This window comes from Streptomyces sp. NPDC102283 (assembly GCF_044766265.1).
In the GTDB taxonomy this organism is placed as follows: Bacteria; Actinomycetota; Actinomycetes; order Streptomycetales; family Streptomycetaceae; genus Streptomyces.
Genome location: NZ_JBIWLQ010000003.1, coordinates 499,127 through 523,117 on the forward strand (window position 1 = coordinate 499,127; position 23,991 = coordinate 523,117).

At 71.5% G+C, this 23,991-nt stretch carries 19 protein-coding genes; 13 read left to right on the forward strand and 6 right to left on the reverse strand.

Going from position 1 to position 23,991, the window contains the following annotated elements; genetic code table 11:
• Positions 1-80 precede the first annotated feature (80 nt).
• The 3 genes from ACIRJT_RS09040 to ACIRJT_RS09050 all read right to left on the reverse strand — a co-directional run bounded on the left by ACIRJT_RS09040 (position 81) and on the right by ACIRJT_RS09050 (position 3,017).
• Positions 81-1,283 carry an MFS transporter gene (locus tag ACIRJT_RS09040; RefSeq protein WP_403906582.1) on the reverse strand — a complete coding sequence of 401 codons (1,203 nt, stop codon included), beginning with the start codon at positions 1,281-1,283 and terminating at the stop codon, positions 81-83.
• 225 nt (positions 1,284-1,508) lie between these two features.
• A complete protein-coding gene (locus ACIRJT_RS09045; protein ID WP_403906454.1) occupies positions 1,509-2,066 on the reverse strand; it encodes a methylated-DNA--[protein]-cysteine S-methyltransferase in 558 nt (185 codons plus the stop codon).
• Positions 2,067-2,141: 75 nt separating this feature from the next.
• Positions 2,142-3,017 (reverse strand): glycerophosphodiester phosphodiesterase family protein, encoded by an 876-nt coding sequence (locus ACIRJT_RS09050; RefSeq protein ID WP_403906457.1) that lies wholly within the window; start codon positions 3,015-3,017, stop codon positions 2,142-2,144.
• A 228-nt stretch (positions 3,018-3,245) separates the two neighbouring features.
• Here ACIRJT_RS09050 and ACIRJT_RS09055 point away from each other — a divergent pair, with 228 nt between their 5' ends.
• From ACIRJT_RS09055 to ACIRJT_RS09075, 5 genes are all read left to right on the forward strand, one after another.
• The gene (locus tag ACIRJT_RS09055) at positions 3,246-4,076 is read left to right on the forward strand and encodes an MHYT domain-containing protein (protein ID WP_403906460.1); all 831 of its coding nucleotides are present in this window, start codon (positions 3,246-3,248) and stop codon (positions 4,074-4,076) included.
• A gap of 39 nt (positions 4,077-4,115) precedes the next feature.
• Positions 4,116-6,245 carry an excinuclease ABC subunit UvrB gene (gene uvrB, locus ACIRJT_RS09060; RefSeq protein WP_403906462.1) on the forward strand — a complete coding sequence of 710 codons (2,130 nt, stop codon included), beginning with the start codon at positions 4,116-4,118 and terminating at the stop codon, positions 6,243-6,245.
• Positions 6,246-6,483: 238 nt separating this feature from the next.
• Positions 6,484-7,062 (forward strand): TerD family protein, encoded by a 579-nt coding sequence (locus tag ACIRJT_RS09065; RefSeq protein ID WP_026290465.1) that lies wholly within the window; start codon positions 6,484-6,486, stop codon positions 7,060-7,062.
• Between the two features lie 259 nt (positions 7,063-7,321).
• Entirely contained in the window at positions 7,322-9,268 is a 1,947-nt protein-coding gene (locus ACIRJT_RS09070; RefSeq protein WP_403906464.1) for a TerD family protein, read from the forward strand.
• Positions 9,269-9,510: 242 nt separating this feature from the next.
• Positions 9,511-10,536: a TerC family protein gene (locus tag ACIRJT_RS09075; RefSeq protein ID WP_403906467.1), complete on the forward strand. Its 1,026-nt coding sequence runs from the start codon at positions 9,511-9,513 to the stop codon at positions 10,534-10,536.
• Positions 10,537-10,664: 128 nt separating this feature from the next.
• Here ACIRJT_RS09075 and ACIRJT_RS09080 read toward each other — a convergent pair whose 3' ends face one another.
• Positions 10,665-11,321: an MBL fold metallo-hydrolase gene (locus tag ACIRJT_RS09080; RefSeq protein WP_403906470.1), complete on the reverse strand. Its 657-nt coding sequence runs from the start codon at positions 11,319-11,321 to the stop codon at positions 10,665-10,667.
• 10 nt (positions 11,322-11,331) lie between these two features.
• Positions 11,332-12,021, reverse strand: coding sequence for a maleylpyruvate isomerase family mycothiol-dependent enzyme (locus ACIRJT_RS09085; RefSeq protein ID WP_403906472.1), 690 nt, complete (start codon positions 12,019-12,021; stop codon positions 11,332-11,334).
• A 175-nt stretch (positions 12,022-12,196) separates the two neighbouring features.
• Here ACIRJT_RS09085 and uvrA point away from each other — a divergent pair, with 175 nt between their 5' ends.
• Entirely contained in the window at positions 12,197-15,277 is a 3,081-nt protein-coding gene (uvrA, locus tag ACIRJT_RS09090; protein ID WP_403906475.1) for an excinuclease ABC subunit UvrA, read from the forward strand.
• Between the two features lie 284 nt (positions 15,278-15,561).
• Positions 15,562-15,990, forward strand: a complete 429-nt coding sequence (locus tag ACIRJT_RS09095; RefSeq protein WP_403906477.1) for a Rieske (2Fe-2S) protein — start codon at positions 15,562-15,564, stop codon at positions 15,988-15,990.
• A gap of 16 nt (positions 15,991-16,006) precedes the next feature.
• On the opposite strand, the gene ACIRJT_RS09100 is transcribed toward ACIRJT_RS09095, so the two are convergent.
• Positions 16,007-16,933 (reverse strand): hypothetical protein, encoded by a 927-nt coding sequence (locus tag ACIRJT_RS09100; protein ID WP_403906480.1) that lies wholly within the window; start codon positions 16,931-16,933, stop codon positions 16,007-16,009.
• 226 nt (positions 16,934-17,159) lie between these two features.
• Between ACIRJT_RS09100 and ACIRJT_RS09105 the strand changes: the two genes are divergently transcribed.
• The 6 genes from ACIRJT_RS09105 (at position 17,160) to whiA (ending at position 23,943) form a co-directional block, all read left to right on the forward strand.
• Entirely contained in the window at positions 17,160-17,768 is a 609-nt protein-coding gene (locus ACIRJT_RS09105) for a papain-like cysteine protease family protein (protein ID WP_403906482.1), read from the forward strand.
• 4 nt (positions 17,769-17,772) lie between these two features.
• Positions 17,773-18,696 carry a hypothetical protein gene (locus ACIRJT_RS09110; RefSeq protein ID WP_403906485.1) on the forward strand — a complete coding sequence of 308 codons (924 nt, stop codon included), beginning with the start codon at positions 17,773-17,775 and terminating at the stop codon, positions 18,694-18,696.
• A gap of 132 nt (positions 18,697-18,828) precedes the next feature.
• Positions 18,829-20,919, forward strand: coding sequence for an excinuclease ABC subunit UvrC (gene uvrC, locus ACIRJT_RS09115; protein WP_403906488.1), 2,091 nt, complete (start codon positions 18,829-18,831; stop codon positions 20,917-20,919).
• On the forward strand, positions 20,916-21,932 hold the full coding sequence (rapZ, locus tag ACIRJT_RS09120) for an RNase adapter RapZ (RefSeq protein ID WP_403906491.1): 1,017 nt from the start codon (positions 20,916-20,918) through the stop codon (positions 21,930-21,932). Before uvrC ends, rapZ begins: the two co-directional genes overlap by 4 nt.
• Positions 21,929-22,963, forward strand: a complete 1,035-nt coding sequence (yvcK, locus tag ACIRJT_RS09125) for a uridine diphosphate-N-acetylglucosamine-binding protein YvcK (protein ID WP_371622825.1) — start codon at positions 21,929-21,931, stop codon at positions 22,961-22,963. The genes rapZ and yvcK overlap by 4 nt, the downstream gene beginning before the upstream one ends.
• The gene (gene whiA, locus ACIRJT_RS09130) at positions 22,954-23,943 is read left to right on the forward strand and encodes a DNA-binding protein WhiA (RefSeq protein WP_403906494.1); all 990 of its coding nucleotides are present in this window, start codon (positions 22,954-22,956) and stop codon (positions 23,941-23,943) included. The genes yvcK and whiA overlap by 10 nt, the downstream gene beginning before the upstream one ends.
• Positions 23,944-23,991 lie beyond the last annotated feature (48 nt).

Consider the following 23,991-nt stretch of genomic DNA (forward strand, 5'->3'; position numbering starts at 1 on the left):
AGTGGCTGATCACTGCGGTCGCGCCGAGGGCGGTTGCGGTAGTTGTGGCGACTGTGGCCGGGATGCGGTCCGGCGGCGTGTCAGCCGCTGACCGCTCCCGGCCGCCGCAGGCTCCGGTGCAGGGCGAGCGCGGCGACCGGCAGCAGCAGCGCGGCGCCGATCGCGTTGAGGGGGCCGTATCCCCACTGGGCGACGATCACCCCGGCCGCCGCCCCTCCGACGGCCGCCGCCGCGTTCATGGTCAGGTCCGACAGCCCCTGCACCGCGGCGTGGGCAGACCGCGGCACCGCGTCGGTGAGCAGCGCCGAACCGGCGATCATCCCCGCCGACCAGCCGAGGCCCAGCAGGAACAGGCCCGCGGCGGTCTGCCCGTGCCGGGGCCCGGCGGTGCCCGCGAGCAGCGCGGCGCAGCTCAGCAGTCCGACGGCCAGCCCGATCACGGCGAGCCGCCCGAACCGGTCGGCCAGCCAGCCCATCACCGGTGAGAACGCGTACATGCCCGCGATGTGCCCGCTGATGACGAGCCCGATCAACTGGAGACCGGCACCGTGCCGACCCAGGTCGACCGGGGTCATGACCATGATCGACACCATGGCGGTGTGCGACACGGTGACCGTCAGCAGCGCGAGCCGCGCCATCGGCGACTCCCTGACGGCCTCGATCCCGGCGCGCAGGGAACGCTTCGGCGGCCCGCTCGGGCCCTCCGGGGCCAGGGCGCGGGCGGCGAGGAGCGGATCCGGGCGCAGCGCGGACGCCACGACCAGCCCGGCGACCAGGAACACGGCGGCCGAGCACAGATACGGCCCGGCGGCCTCGGGCACCGGCGTACCGCGGAACAGCCGACTCGCCGGGGCCGAGATGTTGGGGCCCACGACCGAGCCGATCGTGGTGGCCCAGACGACGACGGAGATCGCCCGCCCCCGCCGCTCCGGCCCCACCAGGTCGGCCGCCGCGAACCGGGCCTGGAGACCGGCCAGGGATCCCGCGCCGAAGGCGGCCATGCCGAGCAGCAGCAGCGGGAAGCTGGGCAGCATCGTGGCGAGGACCACCAGGCCGCCGCCCAGCGCACCGATCAGATAGGCGAGCGCCAGGCCGGACCTGCGGCCCCGGGCGGTCATCAGGGCGGCCAGCGGCAGTGACAGCAACGCCGTGCCGACGACGGACGCGGTCGGCGCCAGCCCGGACAGCGCCTCCGAACCGCTCACCTCGGCGGCCAGTATCGGGGCCAGGGCGATGCCGACGGCCACGCCGAGGCCGCCGAGTATCTGGCTGACGATGAGCACGGCCGACGTCCGGCGCTGGAGAGCGGGTAGGTCGGCGGCCGTGACCTGGGAGAGGGAGAGAGGTCGCGTCACCGGCGCAGTGTGTCACCGCTCGGCCGCCGCCGTGCACCCGGGCGGGTGAACGAATCCTGGCGCTGATCGACCGGAGAGGCTCAGGGCTTTCGGGGCGTGTCGCGAAAGTCCCGCCCGCCCTCCCGGCGGACGGCGCTGCTTTCGATGCGCACCCTAGAACAGCGGCTGCGGCAGGACCCCCTCCAGCGCCAGCAGCTGCCGCTTGGTCTCCAGACCGCCGCCGAACCCGCCCAGGCCGCCGTCGCTCTCCACCACCCGGTGACACGGCACCACCACCGGCAGCGGGTTGGCCCCCATGGCCGCGCCCACCGCCTGCGCCCCCTCCGGCCGGCCGACCCGCGCGGCCAGCTCCCCGTACCCGACGACCGTCCCGTAGGGCACCCCGGACGCCAGCTCGCGGAGCACCTCACGGTGGAACCCGGAGGTCAGCGACCAGTCCAGATCGAGGTCGAGAGCGTGCCGCTCGCCGGCGAAATACGCCGCGAGCGCGCGTATGGGCCTGGCGAGTCGCGCGGAACCGGGCGCCTCCACCGGCTCCGCGCCGAAACGGGTCCGCAACCGGTCGAGGACCGCGTCCCGCACGGCGGGGCGGGCGTGGAAGGACACACTCACCAGACCGGACCCGGTCGCGGCGAGCAGCAGCGGGCCGATGTCGCTGTCCACGACGGTCCACTCGACGACCGGCCCGGTATCGGCCCCGTAGCTGTTCATGTCGACCACCGTACGACCCGCCACTGACAGCGGCGGGCCCGTCGGGGGGAAACCGACGGGCCCGCCCCTGCCGCGTCAGCTCGTCGCGTCGCGCACCACGTCGGGGAAGTTGGTGATGATGCCGTCGACCCCGTGGTCACGGGCCTTCACCGCGTCCGCCGCCTTGTTGACCGTCCACGTGTTCACCCGCAGACGCTTGCCGTGCGGGCCCTTGAGCCGCTGGACGGCCGCCACGTAGTCGGCGCCGATCGTCGCGTACGAGGGGTTGATCTGATCGGTGAACGCCGCGTACGAGGGCAGGTCGGCCACCGCCGGTGTGCCCAGGAAGCCGGTCGTGATGTCGGGGCGCAGGCTGTGCACCTTCTTCACGCTGTCGGCGCCGAAGCTCTGGATAACCAGCCGGCTCCGTACGTGGGAGCGGTCCAGCCACCCCGACCGGCCCAGGACCCGGATGATGTCCCGCTCGATGCCCGGGTAGGTCGCCGGGCTCTTGATCTCCAGGAGCAGCTTCTGCCGGTTGCGCTCCATGCGGTGCAGGAACTGGGTGAGCGTCGGCACCCGGGCCCCGGTGAACTGTGCGCCGAACCAGCTGCCCGCGTCGAGTTTCGCCACCTCCGCCGCGGTGAAGTCCTTGACCGCCCACGGAGCCCGGTCGGGGAAGACCTGCTCGACGTCCGTCGTGCGCTTCAGGTCGGTGTCGTGGAGCACGACGAGCTCACCGTCGCGGGTGCGGTGGACGTCGTTCTCGACCCACTCGATGCCGAGCGCGTCGGCGGCGTCGGCGGCGGCGAGGGTGTTCTCCGGCGCGTAGCCCGACGCCCCCCGGTGGGCCACGACGACCGGGGCGTCCTGCCGCTCCGGGGCCTCGGGCCGGTCGGCGGGCAGCAGCAGGGCGCCGGCGCCGATCAGGGCGGCGGCCGTGGTGGAGGCGGTGGCGGTGCGGACGAACACGGGGACTCCTCACGTCGGGAGTGTGCGGACACGCAGAGAGTGACAGCGGCCCGCCAACGCCCGGCGGGGCGGCGGTGGCCGCGAAATGAACGGAACCTTCGATCCCGGGGCCGCCGCCGGAGCAGGGCACGTGGCTGTGCCGATAAAATGTGCTTTCTTTGTCTGCCTGCCGGGACTCGCCCCTTAAGGACCCTCCTCGACCCCGGGCTTTTCGAAGGGCGTACGCGCATGCAAGGAACAGTCGACGGATTCACCTACGGCCTGGTGACTCCGGTCGCGGCCTTCCTCATGGCCGCCCTGGGAGCCGCCCTCGGACTCCGTTGCACCACCCGGTCCCTTCACGCCTCACGCTCCTGGCGGGCCGGCTGGCTGGCGTTGGGTTCGCTGTCCATCGGCTCCGGGGTATGGACCATGCACTTCGTCGCGATGACGGGCTTCACCGTCCAGGAGGCTCCGATCTCCTACGACAAACCCCTCACCTTCGCGGGCCTGGCCGTGGCCGTGGTGATGGTCGGCATCGGCATCTTCATTGTCGGGTACCGGGGCGCGACCCGCATGGCGTTGATCACGGGGGGCACCATCACCGGCCTCGGCATCGCCTCGATGCACTATCTCGGCATGGCGGGCATGCGCATGGACGCGCGGTTCGCGTACGACACGCCTCTCGTCGTCCTCTCGGTGCTGATCGCCGGTATCGCCGCCACGGGCGCCCTGTGGGCCGCCGTCACCCTCCGGGGAGCCCTCTCCGGCCTCGGCGCGAGCATCCTGATGGCCGTCGCGGTGACCGGAATGCACTACACCGGCATGGCCGCGCTCGACGTGCACCTGCACCTGCCGCCCACCCTGCCGTCCGACCTGTCCGACGTCCTGCCCGGCGACCGGCCCGCCGAGATGATCGGCCCGATGCTGGCCGGCCCCGCCTGTTTCCTGCTGCTCGCCGCCGTGGTGCTCCTGTTCGACCCCAGGGCCGTGACGGGTGAACCCGGACCGCACCCGCGGGCCGGGCAGCGCCCGCGGAGCGCCGCCCGTGAGGGGGCGGGAGGGGCGCGGTACCGCTGATCCGGGGCCGATGTCAGTGGCGGGCCGTACGGTGGTTGCATGCGGCCCGTTTCCAAGATCGAACGTTCGGTGGCGCCCTTCGAGGTCGTCAGTCCCTACCAGCCCAGCGGCGACCAGCCGGCGGCCATCGCCGAGCTGGAGCGGCGTATCCGCGCGGATGAGAAGGACGTGGTCCTGCTCGGCGCGACCGGCACCGGCAAGTCCGCGACCACCGCGTGGATGATCGAGAAGCTGCAGCGCCCCACCCTGGTGATGGCGCCGAACAAGACCCTCGCCGCCCAGCTGGCCAACGAGTTCCGTGAGCTCCTCCCGAACAACGCGGTGGAGTATTTCGTCTCGTACTACGACTACTACCAGCCCGAGGCGTACGTCCCGCAGTCGGACACCTACATCGAGAAGGACTCCTCCATCAACGAGGAGGTCGAGCGACTGCGCCACTCGGCGACGAATTCCCTGCTCACCCGGCGCGACGTCGTCGTGGTCGCCTCCGTCTCCTGCATCTACGGCCTCGGCACGCCGCAGGAGTACGTGGACCGCATGGTCCGGCTCAAGGTCGGCGAGGAGATCGACCGCGACCAGCTGCTGCGCCGTTTCGTCGAGATGCAGTACAGCCGCAACGACCTGGCGTTCACCCGTGGCACCTTCCGCGTCCGGGGCGACACCATCGAGATCTTCCCGGTCTACGAGGAGCTCGCCGTCCGGATCGAGATGTTCGGCGACGAGATCGAGGCCCTGTCCACGCTCCATCCGCTGACCGGCGAGATCATCAGCGAGGACCCCATGGTCCACGTCTTCCCCGCCAGCCACTATGTCGCCGGGCCCGAGCGTCTGCAGAAGGCCGTCGGCGGCATCGAGCGGGAGCTGGAACAGCGCCTGGCCGAGCTGGAGAAGCAGGGCAAGATGCTGGAGGCCCAGCGACTGCGCATGCGCACCACGTACGACATCGAGATGCTCCACCAGATCGGCACCTGCTCCGGTGTCGAGAACTACTCGATGCACTTCGACGACCGCGCGCCCGGCACCGCCCCCAACACCCTCCTCGACTACTTCCCGGACGACTTCCTGCTCGTCCTGGACGAGTCCCACGTCACGGTCCCGCAGATCGGCGCGATGTACGAGGGCGACGCCTCCCGCAAGCGGACCCTCGTCGACCACGGCTTCCGGCTGCCGTCCGCGATGGACAACCGGCCGCTGAAGTGGGAGGAGTTCCTGAAGCGGATCGACCAGACGGTCTACCTCTCCGCCACCCCGGGGAAGTACGAGCTCTCGCGCGGCGACGGGTTCGTCGAACAGATCATCCGCCCCACCGGCCTCGTCGACCCCGAGGTCGTGGTCAAGCCCACCGAGGGCCAGATCGACGACCTGGTCCACGAGATCCGCAAGCGCGTCGAGCGCGACGAGCGGGTCCTGGTCACCACGCTCACCAAGAAGATGTCGGAGGACCTCACCGACTACTTCCTGGAACTCGGCATCCAGGTCCGCTATCTGCACAGCGACGTCGACACCCTGCGCCGCATCGAGCTGTTGCGCGAGCTGCGTTCCGGCGAGTACGACGTGCTCGTCGGCATCAACCTCCTGCGTGAGGGCCTCGACCTTCCCGAGGTGTCCCTCGTGGCCATCCTCGACGCCGACAAGCAGGGCTTCCTGCGCTCCGGCACCTCGCTCATCCAGACCATCGGCCGCGCCGCCCGTAACGTCTCCGGCGAGGTCCACATGTACGCCGACAAGATCACCCCGGCCATGGCGCAGGCGATCGACGAGACGAACCGCCGCCGCGAGAAGCAGGTCGCGTACAACACCGAGCGCGGCATCGACCCGCAGCCGCTGCGCAAGAAGATCAATGACATCGTCGCGACCATCGCCCGTGAGGAGGTCGACACCGAGCAACTGCTCGGCACCGGCTACCGGCAGGGCAAGGAGGCCAAGGCGCCGGTGCCCGCGCTCGGCTCCAAGGCGACCAAGGGCGGGGCGAAGGGCAAGGCGGCCTCGCCCGGCGCGGTGCTCAGCGACCGGCCCGCCACCGAGCTGGCCGGGATCATCGAGGAGATGACCGAGCGGATGCGGGCCGCCGCCGCGGATCTGCAGTTCGAGGTGGCCGCCCGGCTGCGCGACGAGGTCGGTGAGCTGAAGAAGGAGCTGCGCCAGATGAAGGAGGCGGGCCTCGCCTGATTCCGGTGGCCCGACCGGCCCGGGACCGCAGCTGACGCGCGCCGGTCCCGCGCCGGCTCCGGGGCCGATTCCGGAGGGGAATCCGGCGTGCATTCCGTGGCGTCGGGCATGCCGCGCCGGGTGTGTTGCAACACCGACACGAAACCGGACCGAGCCTGCTGCCGCCCGGGGTGGAATGCGTAGGGTGCGGGGAAACCGCACACGGATGGTTGCGGGGCATGCCGAGAGGGGACAGCGCGTGACGGTCAATATGACCAAGGGTCAGGCCATCAGCCTGCAGAAGAGCGACGGGGGGACCCTGACCGCGGTACGGATGGGGCTCGGCTGGCAGGCGGCTCCGCGCCGTGGCCTGTTCGGCTCGCGCACCCGCGAGGTCGACCTGGACGCCTCGGCGGTGCTCTTCGCCGACAAGCAGCCGGTCGACGTCGTGTTCTTCCGCCACCTCGTCAGCGATGACGGCTCGGTCAAGCACACCGGTGACAACCTGGTCGGCGGCGCGGGCTCCGGCGGCGACGACGAGGCGATCCTCGTCGACCTCCAGCGTGTGCCGGTCCACATCGACCAGATCGTCTTCACGGTGAACTCCTTCACCGGGCAGACGTTCCAGGAGGTCCGACACGCCTTCTGCCGCATCGTCGACGAGACCAACGGCCAGGAGCTCGCCCGGTACACCCTCGACGGCGGCGGCCAGTACACCGCCCAGATCATGGCGAAGGTGCACCGCGCGGGCAGCGGATGGCAGATGACGGCCCTCGGGAACCCGGCCAACGGCCGCACCTTCCAGGACCTGATGCCGTCGATCCTCCCGCACCTGTAGGACCCGCACCGGTCCGGCACGGCTCGGCACCGGACAGGGGCAGCTCCCGGGAGGCGCCCGCCGCCGGTAGCTGCCCCACACCCGGCACAGGCGCACGGGCGCGGCACACACGGAACGCGGCACGCGCACCGGACAGGGCGCGCGCGCAGGACACTTGGCCGCGCAGATCAGACCCATACACGGTCACGCACCGCAGAGCACGGCATCGCACGGCACCGCGCCCACCAGAGCACGGGCCATCGTCGAGGGGGACAGGGCAATGACGGCCGAACTGGTCCGGGGGCAGAACCACACCTTGCCCCAGACCCGTCTGGAGATCCGGGTATCGGCGGGCACGCCCGTCGTGGCCGGGGCCACCCTCGGGGACGAACGGGGCACGGTCCGCGGCGTCGAGTGGATCGCCCATCCCGGCTCGCCCCAGCTCCCCGGGCTGGAGGTCTCCCAGCAGGCGGCGGCCGACCACCGCCTCGCCGTCGACCTGGAGGCACTGCCCGCCGGCGCCCACCGGGTCACCGTGCTGCTCGCGCTCCCCGTCGGAGCCGGCGGCCCGGCACGGTTCGGCGCCGTCCCCGCGCCCTTCGTCGCCGTCACCGGGCTCGACGGTGCCGAGATCGCCACCTTCACGCTCACCGGACTGGACGCCGAGTCCGCGGTCAGCGCCCTGGAGCTCTACCGCCGCCAGGACGCCTGGAAGGTCCGCGCCGTGGGACAGGGGTACGCCGGCGGACTCGCCGAGATGCTCGCCGACCAGGGCGTGGCCGATGCCACCGGACTGGCCGGATCCATTCAGGAGGCCGTCACCCGGGGCCTGGTCCGCTCGGTGGCGCCGCCGCCCCGGACCCAGGGAGGCGACCGCGTACGGCACGCGACGGGCGCCGCGGGCCACCGCCCGCCCACGCCGCCGGCCCCGGAACCCCCCGAGCCGCTGGCCGACCCGGCCGGCACCCCTCAGCCGCACACCGCCCCGGGCCCGGCCGCCGATGGCCCTGTCAGCTACGCCCACCCGCGGCGCCAGCACGCCGCTCCCCCGTCGCCCCCGCCCACCGCGCCCGCGGCCCAGCCCGGACAGGCCGCGCAGCCGGTCGCCGGGGACGCCGGCGGCTGGTCGATGGACGAGCGCCTGTACAACCAGATCTGGGGCATGTTCGAGGATCTGGCCCGGGCCGTCGCCGCCTACCGCAGCGCCGTGGACTTCGCCGAGTCCCGTATGGACCAGGAGATCGACCGGGCGCTGTCCGACCCGCGCAACCGGATCGGCGGTGCGGGCGACCGCGCCCGCGAGGGGGCCCGCACCAAGCGCGACGAGCTGACCTCCCGGGCCCGGGAGGTCCTCGACCGCGATCTCGCCCAGCTGGCCGCCGAGTCGGCCGTCGTCGAGCCCGCGCTCCCGGCCGCGTACGCCGGCTGGGGCAACCCCGTCTGGCACGCCCACCGCGTCCCCATGGAGATACCGATGGCGCTGCGCGTCGGCGACCTCCACCTGCCCGAGCGCACCGACCTGCGCGTCCCGCTGCTCGTCCGGCTGCCGCTGGAGCGCGGGATCTGGGTGGACAGCGGACGGACGGCGTCGGAGGCGGCCGCGCTGCTGGACACCGGCCGGCTGCGTCGGCTGGCCATGGAGACCGCGGTCGCCCACGCGGCGCGGCTGCTCGCGGTGTATCCGCCCGGTGAGTTCGCGGTGCACGTCATCGACCCGGCGGGCGCCGCGGCCGCTCCGCTCGCGCCGCTGGTCGACGCGGGCGTCCTCGCCGGACCGCCCGCCGCCGGACCCGGGGGAGTGGCCTCGGTCCTCGCCCATCTCACCCGGCGGGTGGACCTGGTGCAGATGGCGGTGCGGGCCGGGGCGGCCGATTCGCTCCCGCCCGATCTGGACACCGCCGAGCAGCTCCTGGTGGTGAACGACTTCCCGCACGGCTTCGACGACCGGGCCGTCACCCAGCTCCGCTATCTCGCGGACGAGGGCCCCGCGGTCGGGGTGCACCTCCTGATGGTCGCGGACCGGGAGGAGGCCAGTGCGTACGGGCCGGTGCTCGACCCGCTGTGGCGTTCGCTGTTGCGGATCACCCAGGTAGCCGACAGCCACCTCGCCGATCCATGGGTCGGGCATGCCTGGACGTACGAGCCGTTGGCGGTCCCGCCGGGCAGCCGCGTCCTGGAACAGGTGCTCACGGCGGTGGCAGCAGCCCGTCGAGCCATCGGTCGTTGACTCGGCGCCCAACCCTGACCTGCGGTTTTGACGACTTCTTTACCCTTTTCTTTACCTTTACTTGGTGATGCCTGTACTGTTCGGGGAACGGAGGGGAGTACTCCTTACGCGACGTCCCGTCAATACGGACCGTTATCGGTCCCGGGGCGCCGGTCCAAGCACGTGTATCGCGTGCAAGGGTGGAAGAGACCTCCGGCAGCGACGACGCTGATAAGTAGCCGTAGCGAACTGCCGGAGGCGCAGTGGACGTTTCATGGACCGTATGGGTCCTGACCATCGTTGGTCTGTCAACCCTGATCGCCGTCGACTTCTTCATCGGGCGCAAGCCCCATGACGTGTCGACCAAGGAAGCCGGAATCTGGACGATCGTCTGGATCGCGCTGGCCGTGCTCTTCGGAGCCGGACTCGCGGTGCTCGGTGAGGGCAAGGCCTCCGGCGAGTTCTTCGCCGGATTCATCACCGAGAAGTCGCTGAGCGTCGACAACCTCTTCGTCTTCGTCCTGATCATGGCGAAGTTCGCGGTGCCCTCGCAGCTCCAGCAGCGCGTGCTGCTGATCGGTGTGCTGATCGCCCTGGTGCTCCGGGCGATCTTCATCGCCGCCGGCGCCGCCGTGATCGCGAACTTCTCGTGGGTGTTCTACATCTTCGGCGCGTTCCTGATCTACACCGCCTGGAAGCTCATCCAGGAGGCGCGGGCCGACGAGGACGACGACGACTGGGAGGAGAACCGCCTCCTGAAGTCGATCGAGCACCGCTTCGGTGTCGCCGACAAGTACCACGGCACGAAGCTCTTCATCCGGAACAACGGCAAGCGCGTGATGACCCCGCTGATGGTGGTCATGCTCGCCATCGGTATGACCGACGTGCTGTTCGCGGTGGACTCGATCCCGGCGATCTTCGGCCTGACCCAGGACCCGTACATCGTCTTCACGGCCAACGCGTTCGCGCTGATGGGTCTGCGCCAGCTGTACTTCCTCATCGGCGGTCTGCTGAAGAAGCTGGTCCACCTCAGCTACGGCCTGTCGGTGATCCTCGGCTTCATCGGCGTCAAGCTGGTGCTGCACGCACTGCACGAGAACGGCGTGCACGTGCCCGTCGTCTCCATCCCGTTCTCCCTCGCCGTCATCGGCGGTGTCCTGGTGGTCACCACGATCACCAGCCTCATCGCCAGCAAGAAGATGGCGGCGGCCGAGGCGGAGAAGGCCGAGAAGGACGGGAAGCCGGAGACCGCCGGTCCGTCCGACGAGAGCAAGAGCGTCAACAGCTGACCCGGTGCCGCCCCGAGCGGCACAGGGACACACCGGCAGCGGCCGGGGCGGTACGGCGAAAGCCGTCCGCCCCGGCCGCCGCTGTGTGTATGCGTACGAGGGATACGCGCCGGAGAGGCGTGCGCGGGCTACCAGCCGCGGGCGCGCCACTCCGGCAGCCGGGGCCGTTCGTCGCCGAGCGTCGTGTCGTGCCCGTGGCCCGGATAGACCCACGTCTCGTCGGGCAGCCGGTCGAACAGCTTCGTCTCGACGTCGTGCAGGAGGCGCGCGAACGCCTCGGCGTCCTTGTTCGTGTTCCCCACCCCGCCGGGGAAGAGACAGTCCCCGGTGAACAGGTGCGGGGCACCGTGCGGGTCGTCGTAGACCAGGGCGATGGAGCCCGGGGTGTGACCGACCAGATGGCGGGCGGTCAGCTCGACCCGGCCGACGCCGATCGTGTCGCCGTCCCCGACCAGGACGTCGGTCGGGACCGGGATGCCCTCGGCGTCGTAGCGGCCGGCGTACGTCCGGGCGCCGGTCGCCCCGACCACCTCGGCCAGCGCCTGCCAGTGGTCCCCGTGCCGATGCGTGGTGACGACGGAGGCGATCGAGTCGTCACCGATCAGCGCCAGCAGGGTCTCCGGCTCGGCGGCCGCGTCGATCAGCAGCTGCTCGCCGGTCGCCCGGCAACGCAGCAGATAGGCGTTGTTGTCCATGCCGCCGACGGCGACCTTGGAGATCATCAGATCCGTCAGTTCGTGCACGCTCGCCGGCCCGCCGACCTTCACCGCTCCGCTGTACGTCATGCGGCTCAGCCTATAGCGGGGGCAGTGCGGGCAGAGGGCCCCCGGCCACGGTCAGGGCGGAGCCGTCACGGCGGCCGCAGAGCCAGCCCAGCAGCTCGGCGGCGGGCCCCTGCACCGTCACCAGAGCGCTCGGCGGGCCGCCGCCGGTGCTCCAGGTGCGGCCGTCCAGGTCGGTCAGCGCGGTGGCGGGCACGTCCTGGTTGCCCGAGAAGCGATCCGCCAGGAAGGCGATCTCCCGCGAGACGAACTCCGCGGGCAGGTCCTCCAGCTCTCGGCCGATGTCGAGGTCGACGTGGTGCAGCTCCACCTCGACCCAGCGACGGAAGGGCACCCGGGCCGCGGAATCGGTCACGCCGTTGCGCAGGGTGACCGTGCGGGACCAGTCGACGGTTTCGGCGGCGACCGCGAGGAAGCCGTCCGCGCTCTCCCGCAGATCCTTCAGTTGCTCGGCCGCCGAGCGGGGCGCCCCGGCGGCGATGTCGGCGTCCCGGGTTTCGCTGCTCGCGTACATCGGAAGGTCTCGGAGAACATTTCCGATCGCGTCGGCGTTACGTGACAGGTGGGCCAGAACATGGCCCCGGCTCCATCCGGGCAACCGTGACGCACCGGCGACCGAGGCGTTGTCCAGTTTGCCGACTGCGTCGAGCAGTCGTTCGGTCGCTTCGCGTACAGCTCCCAGGTCGTGCGCATGATCCATCATGCGGCCGAGCCTAGCCCCGCCACTCATTCGGGTGAAGGAGGGTGAGGGCGGCCGTAAATCGAATGTGCGTGCTATACGCTCGGAATCGAAAGCTTCTTACACCGCTGTGGCGCCCCCCATACCCTGGGAGAGGGGCTCAGTTCCCCCGCTTCTCTCTAGAAAGGTGCGGACCGGCGTGGCCGACCGTCTCATCGTCCGTGGCGCGCGCGAGCACAACCTGAAGAACGTCTCGCTCGACTTGCCCCGCGACTCCCTCATCGTCTTCACCGGGCTCTCCGGGTCGGGCAAGTCGTCCCTCGCGTTCGACACGATCTTCGCCGAGGGGCAGCGCCGTTACGTGGAGTCGCTCTCCTCGTACGCCCGGCAGTTCCTCGGCCAGATGGACAAGCCGGATGTCGACTTCATCGAAGGTCTCTCCCCGGCCGTCTCCATCGACCAGAAGTCGACCTCGCGCAACCCGCGCTCGACGGTCGGCACCATCACCGAGGTCTACGACTACCTCCGGCTGCTCTTCGCCAGGATCGGCAAGCCGCACTGCCCCGAGTGCCACCGCCCCATCTCGCGCCAGTCGCCGCAGGCCATCGTCGACAAGGTCCTCGGCCTGCCGGAGGGCAGCCGCTTCCAGGTGCTCTCGCCGCTGGTGCGGGAGCGCAAGGGCGAGTTCGTCGACCTCTTCGCCGACCTCCAGACCAAGGGCTACAGCCGCGCCAGGGTCGACGGCGCCACCATCCAGCTCTCCGAGCCGCCCACGCTCAAGAAGCAGGAGAAGCACACCATCGAGGTGGTCGTCGACCGCCTCACCGTCAAGGACAGCGCCAAGCGACGGCTGACCGACTCGGTCGAGACCGCGCTCGGCCTCTCCGGCGGCATGGTCGTGCTCGACTTCGTCGACCTCCCCGAGGACGACCCCGAGCGTGAGCGGATGTACTCCGAGCACCTCTACTGCCCGTACGACGACCTCTCCTTCGAGGAGCTGGAGCCGCGCTCCTTCTCCTTCAACTCGCCCTTCGGCGCCTGCCCCGACTGCACCGGCATCGGCACGCGCATGGAGGTCGACCCGGAGCTGATCGTTCCCGACGAGGAGAAGTCCCTCGACGAGGGCGCGATCCACCCCTGGTCCCACGGCCACACCAAGGAGTACTTCGGCCGCCTCATCGGCGCGCTCTCCGAAGCGCTCGGCTTCCGTACGGACATCCCCTGGGCAGGGCTGCCGCAGCGGGCCAAGAAGGCCCTGCTCTTCGGCCACAAGATCCAGACCGAGGTCCGCTACCGCAACCGCTACGGGCGCGAGCGCGCCTACACCACACCCGCCTTCGAGGGTGCGGTGCAGTTCGTCAAGAGGCGCCACACCGAGGCCGAGAGCGACTCCAGCCGGGAGCGCTTCGAGGGTTACATGCGCGAGGTGCCCTGCCCCACCTGCGAGGGCACCCGGCTGAAGCCGATCGTGCTCGCGGTGACGGTGATGGAGAAGTCCATCGCCGAGGTCGCCGCGATGTCGATCAGCGAGTGCGCCGAGTTCCTCGGCCGCCTCAAGCTGAACGCCCGCGACAAGAAGATCGCCGAGCGGGTGCTCAAGGAGGTCAACGAGCGGCTGAAGTTCCTCGTCGACGTCGGTCTGGACTACCTGTCGCTGAACCGCGCGGCCGGCACTCTGTCCGGCGGCGAGGCCCAGCGCATCCGGCTGGCCACCCAGATCGGCTCCGGCCTGGTCGGCGTGCTGTACGTCCTGGACGAGCCGTCCATCGGACTGCACCAGCGCGACAACCACCGGCTCATCGAGACCCTGGTCCGGCTCCGCGACATGGGCAACACCCTCATCGTCGTCGAGCACGACGAGGACACCATCAAGGTCGCCGACTGGGTCGTCGACATCGGCCCCGGCGCGGGTGAGCACGGCGGCAAGGTCGTCCACTCCGGCTCGCTCAAGGAACTCCTGGCCAACAAGGAGTCCATCACCGGCCAGTACCTCTCCGGCAAGCGGTCCATCACGACCCCCGACATCCGCCGCCCGGTCGACCCGGCCCGCCGTCTCACCGTGCACGGCGCCCGGGAGAACAACCTCCACGACATCGACGTCTCCTTCCCGCTCGGCGTCCTCACCGCCGTCACGGGCGTCTCCGGGTCCGGGAAGTCGACGCTGGTCAACGACATCCTCTACACCCACCTGGCCCGCGAGCTGAACGGCGCCAAGTCGGTCCCCGGCCGCCACACCCGGGTCGACGGCGACGACCTCGTCGACAAGGTCGTACACGTCGACCAGTCGCCGATCGGCCGCACCCCCCGGTCCAACCCGGCGACGTACACCGGAGTCTTCGACCACGTCCGCCGGCTCTTCGCCGAGACGATGGAGGCGAAGGTGCGTGGCTATCTGCCGGGCCGCTTCTCCTTCAACGTCAAGGGCGGCCGCTGCGAGAACTGCTCAGGCGACGGCACGATCAAGATCGAGATGAACTTCCTGCCCGACGTGTACGTCCCGTGCGAGGTCTGCCACGGAGCGCGCTACAACCGGGAGACCCTGGAGGTCCACTACAAGGGCAAGTCCATCGCCGAGGTGCTGGACATGCCGATCGAGGAGGGCCTGGACTTCTTCGAGGCCGTTCCCACGATCGCCCGCCACCTCCGCACGCTCAACGAGGTCGGCCTCGGCTATGTGCGGCTCGGCCAGTCCGCGCCGACCCTCTCCGGCGGTGAGGCGCAGCGCGTCAAGCTGGCGAGCGAGCTCCAGAAGCGCTCAACCGGCCGCACGGTGTACGTCCTGGACGAGCCGACCACGGGTCTGCACTTCGAGGACATCAGCAAGCTGATCACCGTGCTCTCCGGCCTGGTGGACAAGGGCAACACGGTCATCGTCATCGAGCACAACCTCGATGTCATCAAGACCGCCGACTGGGTCGTCGACATGGGACCCGAGGGCGGCAACGGCGGCGGCCTGGTGGTCGCCGAGGGGACGCCGGAAGAGGTCGCCTCGGTCCCCGCCAGCCACACCGGGAAGTTCCTCCAGGGGGTCCTGGACGCGGACCGCATCAGCGAGGCCGCGGTGCCCTCCGGACGGGGGGCGGCCCGCAAGACGGCCGCCCGCAGGACCGCCCCGGCGAAGAAGACGGCCGCCGCTGCCAAGAAGGCCGCGGTGACCAAGGCGAACGCCACGGGAGCCAAGGCGGGTACGGCCAAGGAGGGTACGGCCAAGGCGGGTACGGCCAAGACCGTCACGAAGACGGCCGCCGCGAAGAAGGCCACCCGCGCCCGTAAGGCCTGAGCGAGGCACGAGCGGCCGCCCGGCCCGGCAGCCGCTCGCCCCTCGCCGACGACGGCGGCCCCCACCGCGCGAAGGGGGCCGCCGTCGCCTGTCGGGGCAGGCGCTCCGGCCCGGTCGCAGGGCTTTCGATCCCCGCCGGTATCGTCGGTTCTGTCACCGGCACGCAGGGCCGCCGTCGCCGCCCGTCCTGTCCGGCGACGCCGATCGACCGTGATCCACCTCGAACACCCCGCCCCACCGCGATCCACCGTGATCCGCCCCGAACAACAACCCGTGGAGTCCGCATGCCCGGCCTGCCCGCCGCCCGCCGTACCGTGCTGAAGGGCGCCGCGCTCGCCGGCGCCGCCGGGCTGGGAGCGGCCGCCTGCTCCACCGAGTCCAAGCTCGGCCACGCCAAGAACCCCACCCCCACCGCCCCCGTCGACCTCGGGGCCGCCTCCGAGGTGCCCGTCGGCGGGGCCAAGCTCTACCGCGAGCAGCGTGTGGTCGTCGTCTGCCCGGAGAAGGGCGAGTACAAGGCGTTCAGCGCCCAGTGCACCCACGGCGGCTGTGTTCTGGACAAGGTCGAGGGCACCGAGGGCCACTGCCCCTGCCACGGCAGCCGCTTCGACATGACCACCGGCAAGCCCGTGAAGGGCCCGGCCACCGTGCCGCTGCCCGCCGTCCCGGTCACCGCCGAGGGCGGAAAGCTCGTCGCGGGCCCCGACGCCTGAGCCCCGCGAAGAGACCTCACTCCCAGTCCCAGTCGACCCCGATCAGGCCGGGCCGTACGCTCTCCTCGACCAGGTGCACGGTCCGGTGCCGGCCGGTCAGCGTGAGGTCCGCGCGGGCCCCGCGCGCCGCCCCCGCCGACGCCTGGGCGAACCGGCGGCACCGCACCGGGAGCGCCGCCTCGTCGAAGCCGACCTGGAGCACGTACTGGCCGCCGCCGAAGGTGAAGCCGCGCACGTACTCTCCGCCGGCCCCGCCCGTACCGTCCTCGAAGCCGTAGCCGAAGAGGTACGTCTCACCGGACCGCAGCCGGGTGTCGAAGAGCAGCTCCGCCACCAGCACCCCCGCGTCCCGGTCCCAGCGGACCCGGCCCGTCCGGCAGTTCTCCAGGGCCCGCACCGTGATCCGCGACGGGTCGCAGCCGGGGTCGCCCCGGTGGACCGCGAGGTAGCGGTCGACGCCGTCCCGGTGCGCGCGCACCACGTGCCGCGACGTGCGGCCCGCCAGCTCGCGCCGCGCCCCGATCCGTACCCGCTCCTGGTGCCCCACCGTGTGCAGGCCGCCGTCCAGGGGTGACTCCATCGCCGCGAGGAGTCGCTCCACCGAGCCCGACGCCTCCATGAGCGACCGGTACGAACGGGCGGCCGGGCGGTCCCCGTCCGCCGGGGCGTCACCGTCGCGCAGCAGCCGCAGCAGCGAGTCGTCCGGCAGCGCGAGCACCTCCTCCAGCGCCCGAACGGCCCGCAACGACTCGGTCCGCCGGGGCCGGCGCACCCCCTGCTGCCAGTAGCTGAGGCTGGTCACCCCGAGCTTGACGCCCCGGTGCGCCAGATGGTGCTGCACCCGCTGGAGCGGCAGTCCGCGCACCGACAGAGCGGTGCGCAACGCCAGATGGAACGGTCCGGTCCGCAGTACCTGCGCCAGCTCGGTCTCGGTCTGCCGCATGGCGGGCCTCCGGTGAACGTTCACGTGGGGAGTGGCGACACCGGCCCCGGGGGATGCGGGGGAGCAGGTGACCGGGACAGAGCCGTTCACACGGACGTCGTGCCGTTCACACCGCGATGTCACCTCGCATTGAAGCGTGTTGACCTGCTCCGGACAACGCCGGATGCTCATCGTCAGCGTCCGGACGCGCTCCTCCGATCCCCACCCCCGCATTGGGAGGAACGCCATGCGCAACCGAAGAGTCAGGCCCGGAAGGTTCTCGTTCACCGCCCTCCTGGCCGCCGTCCTGCTCGCCGTCCCCGCGGGCACCGTCACCGCCGCCCAGTCCCCGGACGGGGCGGGCTCCACCGTCGCGGCCGCCCAGCGGCTCAACATCACCATGCAGGCGCAACAGCAGACCAACTGGTGCTGGGCGGCCGGCGGCAACACCATCGCCGCCTGGTTCGGCCGCAACTACTCCCAGAACCAGTTCTGCAACGCCGCCTTCAACCGCGGTCAGAACTCCCAGTGCCCCAACTCGCAGGCCACCCTCGGCAACGTCCAGACCGGTCTTTCCTGGGCCGGGGTCAGGCCCGGCAGTTACGTCACGGGCTGGCTGCGCTACCCGACCGTGCAGGCCGAGATATCCGCCCAGCGCCCCATCGAGACCCGTATCCAGTGGTCGTCCGGCGGCGGCCACATGCATGTCATCTACGGGTACGACGACGCCGACAGCTGGGTCTACTGGGGCGATCCGTGGCCCTCCAGCGACCGCTACAACTGGGCCTCGCACGCCTGGTACGTCAACAACAACGAGTTCTCCTGGACCCACTCGCTCTACCGGATCGGGGCGTGAGGTCATGAACTCCACCACCCGGCGCATCGCCGCGGCCACCGCCCTCACCGGCGCCGCCCTGTTCACCGCCGCCGCTCCCGCCCTCGCCGACGACGGCCGGGCGGCCCCGCCGAAACTGACCGCCGCCACCCTCGAAGCGGCCCACGCGGCCGCCACCGAGCCCGCGACCCTGGACACCCTGTCCCGGTTCTTCTCCCGGGAGGGCGCGGTGAGCAGGGCGGCGAGCGCACCCAGGATCGAGGGGAGGACCGTTCCCGTCCGCACGCTCTCCGCCGCCTTCGTCGCCGGAAGGCCCGGAGCCGCCCCGAGCACCGTGGACTACCTGGCCAGCACCGCCGTCTCCTCCGACGGACAGAAGGCCTCCCTGTGGACCGTCCCCGCGACGGGCGGGGGCGACCGGTGGCAGGTGGTGAACATCGCCACCGGCGACGACGAGGCCCGCTACACCGCGCAGGGGGCCCGTGCGCTCCCCGGCGGCACCGTGTTCCGCGAACCGCAGATCGACGCCTGGTACGTCCACGACGGCTCCCGGGTCCTGCCGCTGGACGAGGACGCGACAGCCGCCGTGGGAGCGAAGGGGAGCACGCTCGACGCCTACCGGACCCGGGTGAAGGAGGCGTACGGCGACAAGCTGCCCGGCTCCGGATACGCCCGATCCGGCAAGGCGGGCGGCTACGGCCCCGACGCGGCCACCGCCGCCGGGGGAGCCCCGGCTGCGGCACCCGCCCCCGGGGCGGGCGCGGACCGGGCCCCGGACACCGCCGGGAGCCCCGCCCTGGCCGGCACGGCTCCCGGGTCGCCGGACACCGCCCTGACCGCCGTGTCCACGACCGCCGGGGCCGGGGCGCTGCTCGCCCTGGCCCTCGGCGGGGCCGCCGCGCTGCGCCGCCGGAACCGTGCCGGGCGATCCCCGGTCACGGACGCCTGACCGGCGGCTCCACCGGCCCACAGGCCCGCGCTCCGGGGTGCGAACACCCCACGGCACCCCGGAGCGCGGGCACCGCCCCCGGTAACACGCGAGGACGACGCGCTGTCACTGCCCGCAAGTAGGGTGTGAGACATGGCAGACCCCTCCAGCTACCGCCCCAAGCCGGGACAGATCCCCGACTCCCCGGGGGTCTACAAGTTCCGCGACGAGCACCGCCGGGTGATCTACGTCGGGAAGGCCAAGAACCTGCGCCAACGCGTGGCCAACTACTTCCAGGATCTGGCGGGCCTCCATCCGCGTACGCGCACGATGGTCACCACCGCCGCCTCCGTCGAGTGGACGGTCGTCTCCACCGAGGTCGAGGCGCTCCAGCTGGAGTATTCCTGGATCAAGGAGTTCGACCCCCGGTTCAACGTCAAGTACCGGGACGACAAGAGCTATCCGTATCTCGCGGTCACGCTCAACGAGGAGTTCCCGCGCGTCCAGGTCATGCGCGGTGCCAAGAAGAAGGGCGTGCGCTACTTCGGTCCGTACGGCCACGCCTGGGCGATCCGCGAGACGGTCGACCTGATGCTCCGCGTCTTCCCCGTCCGCACCTGCTCCGCCGGCGTCTTCAAGAACGCCGCACGCACCGGCCGCCCCTGTCTGCTGGGCTACATCGGCAAGTGCTCGGCCCCCTGCGTCGGCCGGGTCACCCCCGAGGAACACCGGGAGCTGGCCGACGACTTCTGCGACTTCATGGCCGGCCGCACGGGCACGTACATCCGTCGCCTGGAGAAGGACATGATGCAGGCGGCGGAGGAGATGGAGTACGAGCGGGCCGCCCGCCTCCGCGACGACGCCGAGGCCCTCAAGCGGGCCATGGAGAAGAGCGCCGTCGTCCTCGCGGACGCCACCGACGCCGACCTGATCGCCGTCGCCGAGGACGAGCTGGAGGCCGCCCTCCAGATCTTCCACGTGCGCGGCGGCCGGGTGCGCGGCCAGCGCGGCTGGGTCACCGACAAGGTCGAGGCCGTCGACACCTCCGGCCTCGTCGAGCACGCCCTCCAGCAGCTGTACGGGGAGGAGCGCGGCGACGCCGTCCCCAAGGAGGTCCTGGTCCCCGCCCTGCCCGAGGACGCCGAAGCGGTCTCCCAGTGGCTCGCCGAGCGCAGGGGCTCGCAGGTCAGCCTGCGCATCCCGCAGCGCGGCGACAAGAAGGACCTCATGGTCACCGTCCAGCGCAACGCCCAGCAGGCGCTCGGGCTGCACAAGACCAAGCGCGCCTCCGACCTGACCACCCGCTCCCGCGCCCTGGAGGAGATCGCCGAGGCGCTGGGCCTGGACACCGCACCGCTGCGCATCGAGTGCTACGACATCTCCCACCTCCAGGGCGACGACGTGGTGGCCTCCATGGTCGTCTTCGAGGACGGCCTCGCCCGCAAGAGCGAGTACCGCCGCTTCCAGATCAAGGGCTTCGAGGGCCAGGACGACGTCCGCTCGATGCACGAGGTGATCGGCCGCCGCTTCAAGCGCTACCTCCAGGACAAGGAACGCACGGGGGAGTGGGAGGAGACACCGGAGGCAGCCCCCGGCGCCGGCGGCCCCGCACCCGGCACCCCCGGCCCGGCCCCTGTCCCCGCCGCCACCGGACCCGTCCCCGCCCCGGCCCTCACCGCCGCCTCCCCGGACGACGAGCCCGAGTCCCCGGAGGACGACGGCCGCCCCAAGCGGTTCGCCTACCCGCCGCAGCTCGTCGTCGTCGACGGCGGGCAGCCCCAGGTCGCCGCCGCCAAGCGCGCCCTGGACGAGCTGGGCATCGACGACATCGCGGTCTGCGGCCTCGCCAAGCGACTGGAAGAGGTCTGGCTCCCCGACGACGACGACCCCGTCGTCCTGCCCCGCTCCAGCGAGGGCCTCTACCTCCTCCAGCGCGTCCGCGACGAGGCCCACCGTTTCGCCATCACCTACCAGCGCGCCAAACGCGCCAAGCGCATCCGCAGCAGCCCCCTCGACGACGTGGCCGGGCTCGGCGAGACCCGGAAGCAGGCCCTCATCAAGCATTTCGGCTCGGTGAAGAAGCTCCGGCAGGCGACAATCGACGAGATCTGCGAGGTTCCCGGGATAGGGCGAAGGACGGCGGAATCAGTGGCCGCCGCCCTCGCTTCGACCGCTCCCGCGGTACCTGCCGTGAACACGGCCACAGGAGAGATCATCGAAGAGGACGACGGGGGCAGCTCATGACCGAGAACAGCCACGGGACCGCACGGAACAGCGCGGCGCACGAGACCGCGGACCGGGACGTCACCGACCGGGATGTCACCGACCGGGACACCGCAGACCGAGACGGAGCAGCAGACGTGAGTACGAACACCCCGGCCGAGACGGGTGAGGCGGCCATCCCCGAGCTGGTGATCATCTCCGGGATGTCGGGCGCCGGCCGCAGCACCGCCGCCAAGTGTCTGGAGGACCTCGGCTGGTTCGTCGTCGACAACCTGCCGCCCGCGCTGATCCCCACCATGGTGGAGCTCGGCGCCCGCTCGCAGGGCAACGTGGCCCGGATCGCCGTCGTCGTCGACGTACGCGGCCGGCGTTTCTTCGACAACCTCCGCGAATCCCTCGCGGACCTGGAGGCCAAGCACGTCACCCGGCGGATCGTCTTCCTGGAGTCCTCCGACGACGCCCTCGTGCGCCGCTTCGAGTCCGTCCGGCGCCCGCACCCCCTCCAGGGCGACGGCCGCATCGTCGACGGCATCGCGGCCGAGCGCGACCTGCTGCGCGAGCTGCGCGGCGACGCCGACCTGGTCATCGACACCTCCAGCCTCAACGTGCACGAGCTGCGGGCCAAGATGGACGCCCAGTTCGCGGGGGAGTCGGAGCCGGAGCTGCGGGCCACGGTGATGTCCTTCGGCTACAAGTACGGCCTGCCCGTCGACGCCGACCTGGTCGTCGACTGCCGCTTCCTGCCCAACCCGCACTGGGTCCCGGAGCTGCGCCCCTTCACCGGCGTCAACGAGGAGGTGTCCGACTACGTCTTCGACCAGCCGGGCGCCAAGGAGTTCCTCAACCAGTACACCGAACTGCTCCAGCTCATCGCCGCCGGCTACCGCCGCGAGGGCAAGCGGTACGTGACCATCGCCGTGGGCTGCACCGGCGGCAAGCACCGCTCCGTCGCCATGTCGGAGAAGCTCTCGGCCCGCCTCGCCGCCGAAGGCGTCGAGACCGTCCTCGTCCACCGCGACATGGGGCGAGAGTGACCGGACGCAATCTGCGGATGCGGCGCCTGAGCCGCGCCACCTCGGCGCTCTCCGGCCGCAAGCGCGGTGCTCAACCCAAGGTCGTCGCGCTCGGCGGCGGCATGGGGCTGTCGGCGTCCCTGGCGGCGCTGCGCCGGATCACCGGCGATCTCACGGCCGTGGTCACCGTCGCCGACGACGGCGGCTCCAGCGGTCGGCTGCGCGAGGAGCTGGGCGTGCTGCCGCCCGGCGACCTGCGCAAGGCGCTCGCCGCGCTGTGCGGCGACGACGACTGGGGCCGCACCTGGTCCCGGGTCATCCAGCACCGCTTCGAGTCGAAGGGCGACCTGCACGAGCACGCGGTCGGCAATCTGCTGATCGTGGCCCTCTGGGAGCAGCTCGGCGACCACGTGCAGGCGCTCGACCTGGTCGGCAGGCTGCTCGGCGCGCACGGGCGGGTGCTGCCGATGTCGGCCGTCCCGTTGGAGCTCCAGGCGCTGGTCAAGGGCCACGACCCCGACCTGCCCGACGCGATCGTCACCGTGCGCGGCCAGGCCACGGTGGCGCTCACGCCCGGCGAGGTGCAGTCCGTGCACGTGGTCCCGCCCGACCCGCCGGCCGTCCCGGAAGCCGTGGAAGCGGTCCTCGACGCCGACTGGGTGGTGCTCGGTCCCGGCTCCTGGTTCTCCTCGGTGATCCCGCACCTGCTCGTGCCGGAACTGCTCGACGCGCTGGTCACCACGAAGGCCCGCAAGGTCCTCTCGTTGAACCTCGCACCCCAGCCCGGTGAAACAGAAGGCTTCTCACCGCAGCGTCATTTGGAGGTTTTGGGGCGACACGCCCCTAAACTCGCCTTGGACGTGGTGCTGGCCGATGAGGCCGCCGTGCCCGACCGTGAGTCACTCGCCGATGCCGCACGACGGCTGGGAGCCGCGGTCGAGCTGGCGCCGGTGGCATCGCCCGACGGCGTTCCGGTCCATGATCAGGAGCTGTTGGCCGCCGCGTACGACCGTATTTTTCGGATGCATGGAAGGATCGGCCCATGGCGATGACGCCAGCGGTGAAGAACGAAATCTCTCATCTTCCCGTCACCCGGACCTGCTGCAGGAAAGCAGAGGTCTCGGCGATTCTTCGGTTCGCGGGCGGCCTGCACCTGGTGAGCGGCCGGATTGTGATCGAGGCGGAGCTGGACACCGGCAACGCCGCCCGCCGTCTCAAGCGCGACATCCTGGAGATCTTCGGGCACACCTCGGAGCTGATCGTGATGGCCCCCGGCGGACTGCGCCGCGGTTCGCGCTTCGTCGTACGGGTGGTGGCGGGCGGCGACCAGCTGGCCCGCCAGACCGGTCTGGTGGACGGCCGCGGGCGTCCGATCCGCGGGCTGCCCCCGCAGGTGGTCTCGGGGGCCACCTGCGACGCCGAGGCGGCCTGGCGCGGAGCGTTCCTCGCCCACGGCTCGCTCACCGAGCCCGGCCGCTCCTCCTCGCTGGAGGTCACCTGCCCGGGACCGGAGGCGGCCCTCGCCCTGGTCGGGGCGGCGCGCCGGCTCTCCATCGCCGCCAAGGCCCGCGAGGTGCGCGGCGTGGACCGCGTCGTGGTCCGCGACGGCGACGCGATCGGCGCCCTGCTGACCCGGCTCGGCGCCCACGACGCGGTGCTCGCCTGGGAGGAGCGGCGGATGCGGCGCGAGGTCCGCGCCACGGCCAACCGGCTCGCCAACTTCGACGACGCGAACCTGCGCCGCTCGGCCCGCGCCGCGGTCGCCGCCGGGGCCCGGGTGGGGCGCGCGCTGGAGATCCTCGGCGAGGAGGTCCCCGAGCACCTCGCCGCCGCGGGACGGCTCCGCATGGAGCACAAGCAGGCCTCCCTGGAGGAGCTGGGCGCGCTCGCCGACCCGCCGCTGACGAAGGACGCGGTCGCCGGCCGGATCCGCCGGCTGCTGGCGATGGCCGACAAGCGGGCCCAGGACCTGGGCATCCCGGGGACCGAGTCGACGCTCAGCGAGGAGCTCGCCGACGGCCTGGTCGGCTGATTCGTCGGCGGACTGAGGACGTTGGTCCCGCCCCGCCGGGACGCGCGT

Excerpts from the sequence above, each read along its gene's own strand:
- ACIRJT_RS09045 (WP_403906454.1), bottom strand. The coding sequence starts at position 2,066 with ATGAACAGCTACGGGGCCGATACCGGGCCGGTCGTCGAGTGGACCGTC.
- ACIRJT_RS09055 (WP_403906460.1), top strand. The coding sequence starts at position 3,246 with ATGCAAGGAACAGTCGACGGATTCACCTACGGCCTGGTGACTCCGGTC.
- uvrB (WP_403906462.1), top strand. The coding sequence starts at position 4,116 with ATGCGGCCCGTTTCCAAGATCGAACGTTCGGTGGCGCCCTTCGAGGTC.
- ACIRJT_RS09070 (WP_403906464.1), top strand. The coding sequence starts at position 7,322 with ATGACGGCCGAACTGGTCCGGGGGCAGAACCACACCTTGCCCCAGACC.
- ACIRJT_RS09080 (WP_403906470.1), bottom strand. The coding sequence starts at position 11,321 with ATGACGTACAGCGGAGCGGTGAAGGTCGGCGGGCCGGCGAGCGTGCAC.
- ACIRJT_RS09085 (WP_403906472.1), bottom strand. The coding sequence starts at position 12,021 with ATGATGGATCATGCGCACGACCTGGGAGCTGTACGCGAAGCGACCGAA.
- ACIRJT_RS09095 (WP_403906477.1), top strand. The coding sequence starts at position 15,562 with ATGCCCGGCCTGCCCGCCGCCCGCCGTACCGTGCTGAAGGGCGCCGCG.
- ACIRJT_RS09100 (WP_403906480.1), bottom strand. The coding sequence starts at position 16,933 with ATGCGGCAGACCGAGACCGAGCTGGCGCAGGTACTGCGGACCGGACCG.
- ACIRJT_RS09105 (WP_403906482.1), top strand. The coding sequence starts at position 17,160 with ATGCGCAACCGAAGAGTCAGGCCCGGAAGGTTCTCGTTCACCGCCCTC.
- ACIRJT_RS09110 (WP_403906485.1), top strand. The coding sequence starts at position 17,773 with ATGAACTCCACCACCCGGCGCATCGCCGCGGCCACCGCCCTCACCGGC.
- uvrC (WP_403906488.1), top strand. The coding sequence starts at position 18,829 with ATGGCAGACCCCTCCAGCTACCGCCCCAAGCCGGGACAGATCCCCGAC.
- rapZ (WP_403906491.1), top strand. The coding sequence starts at position 20,916 with ATGACCGAGAACAGCCACGGGACCGCACGGAACAGCGCGGCGCACGAG.
- whiA (WP_403906494.1), top strand. The coding sequence starts at position 22,954 with ATGGCGATGACGCCAGCGGTGAAGAACGAAATCTCTCATCTTCCCGTC.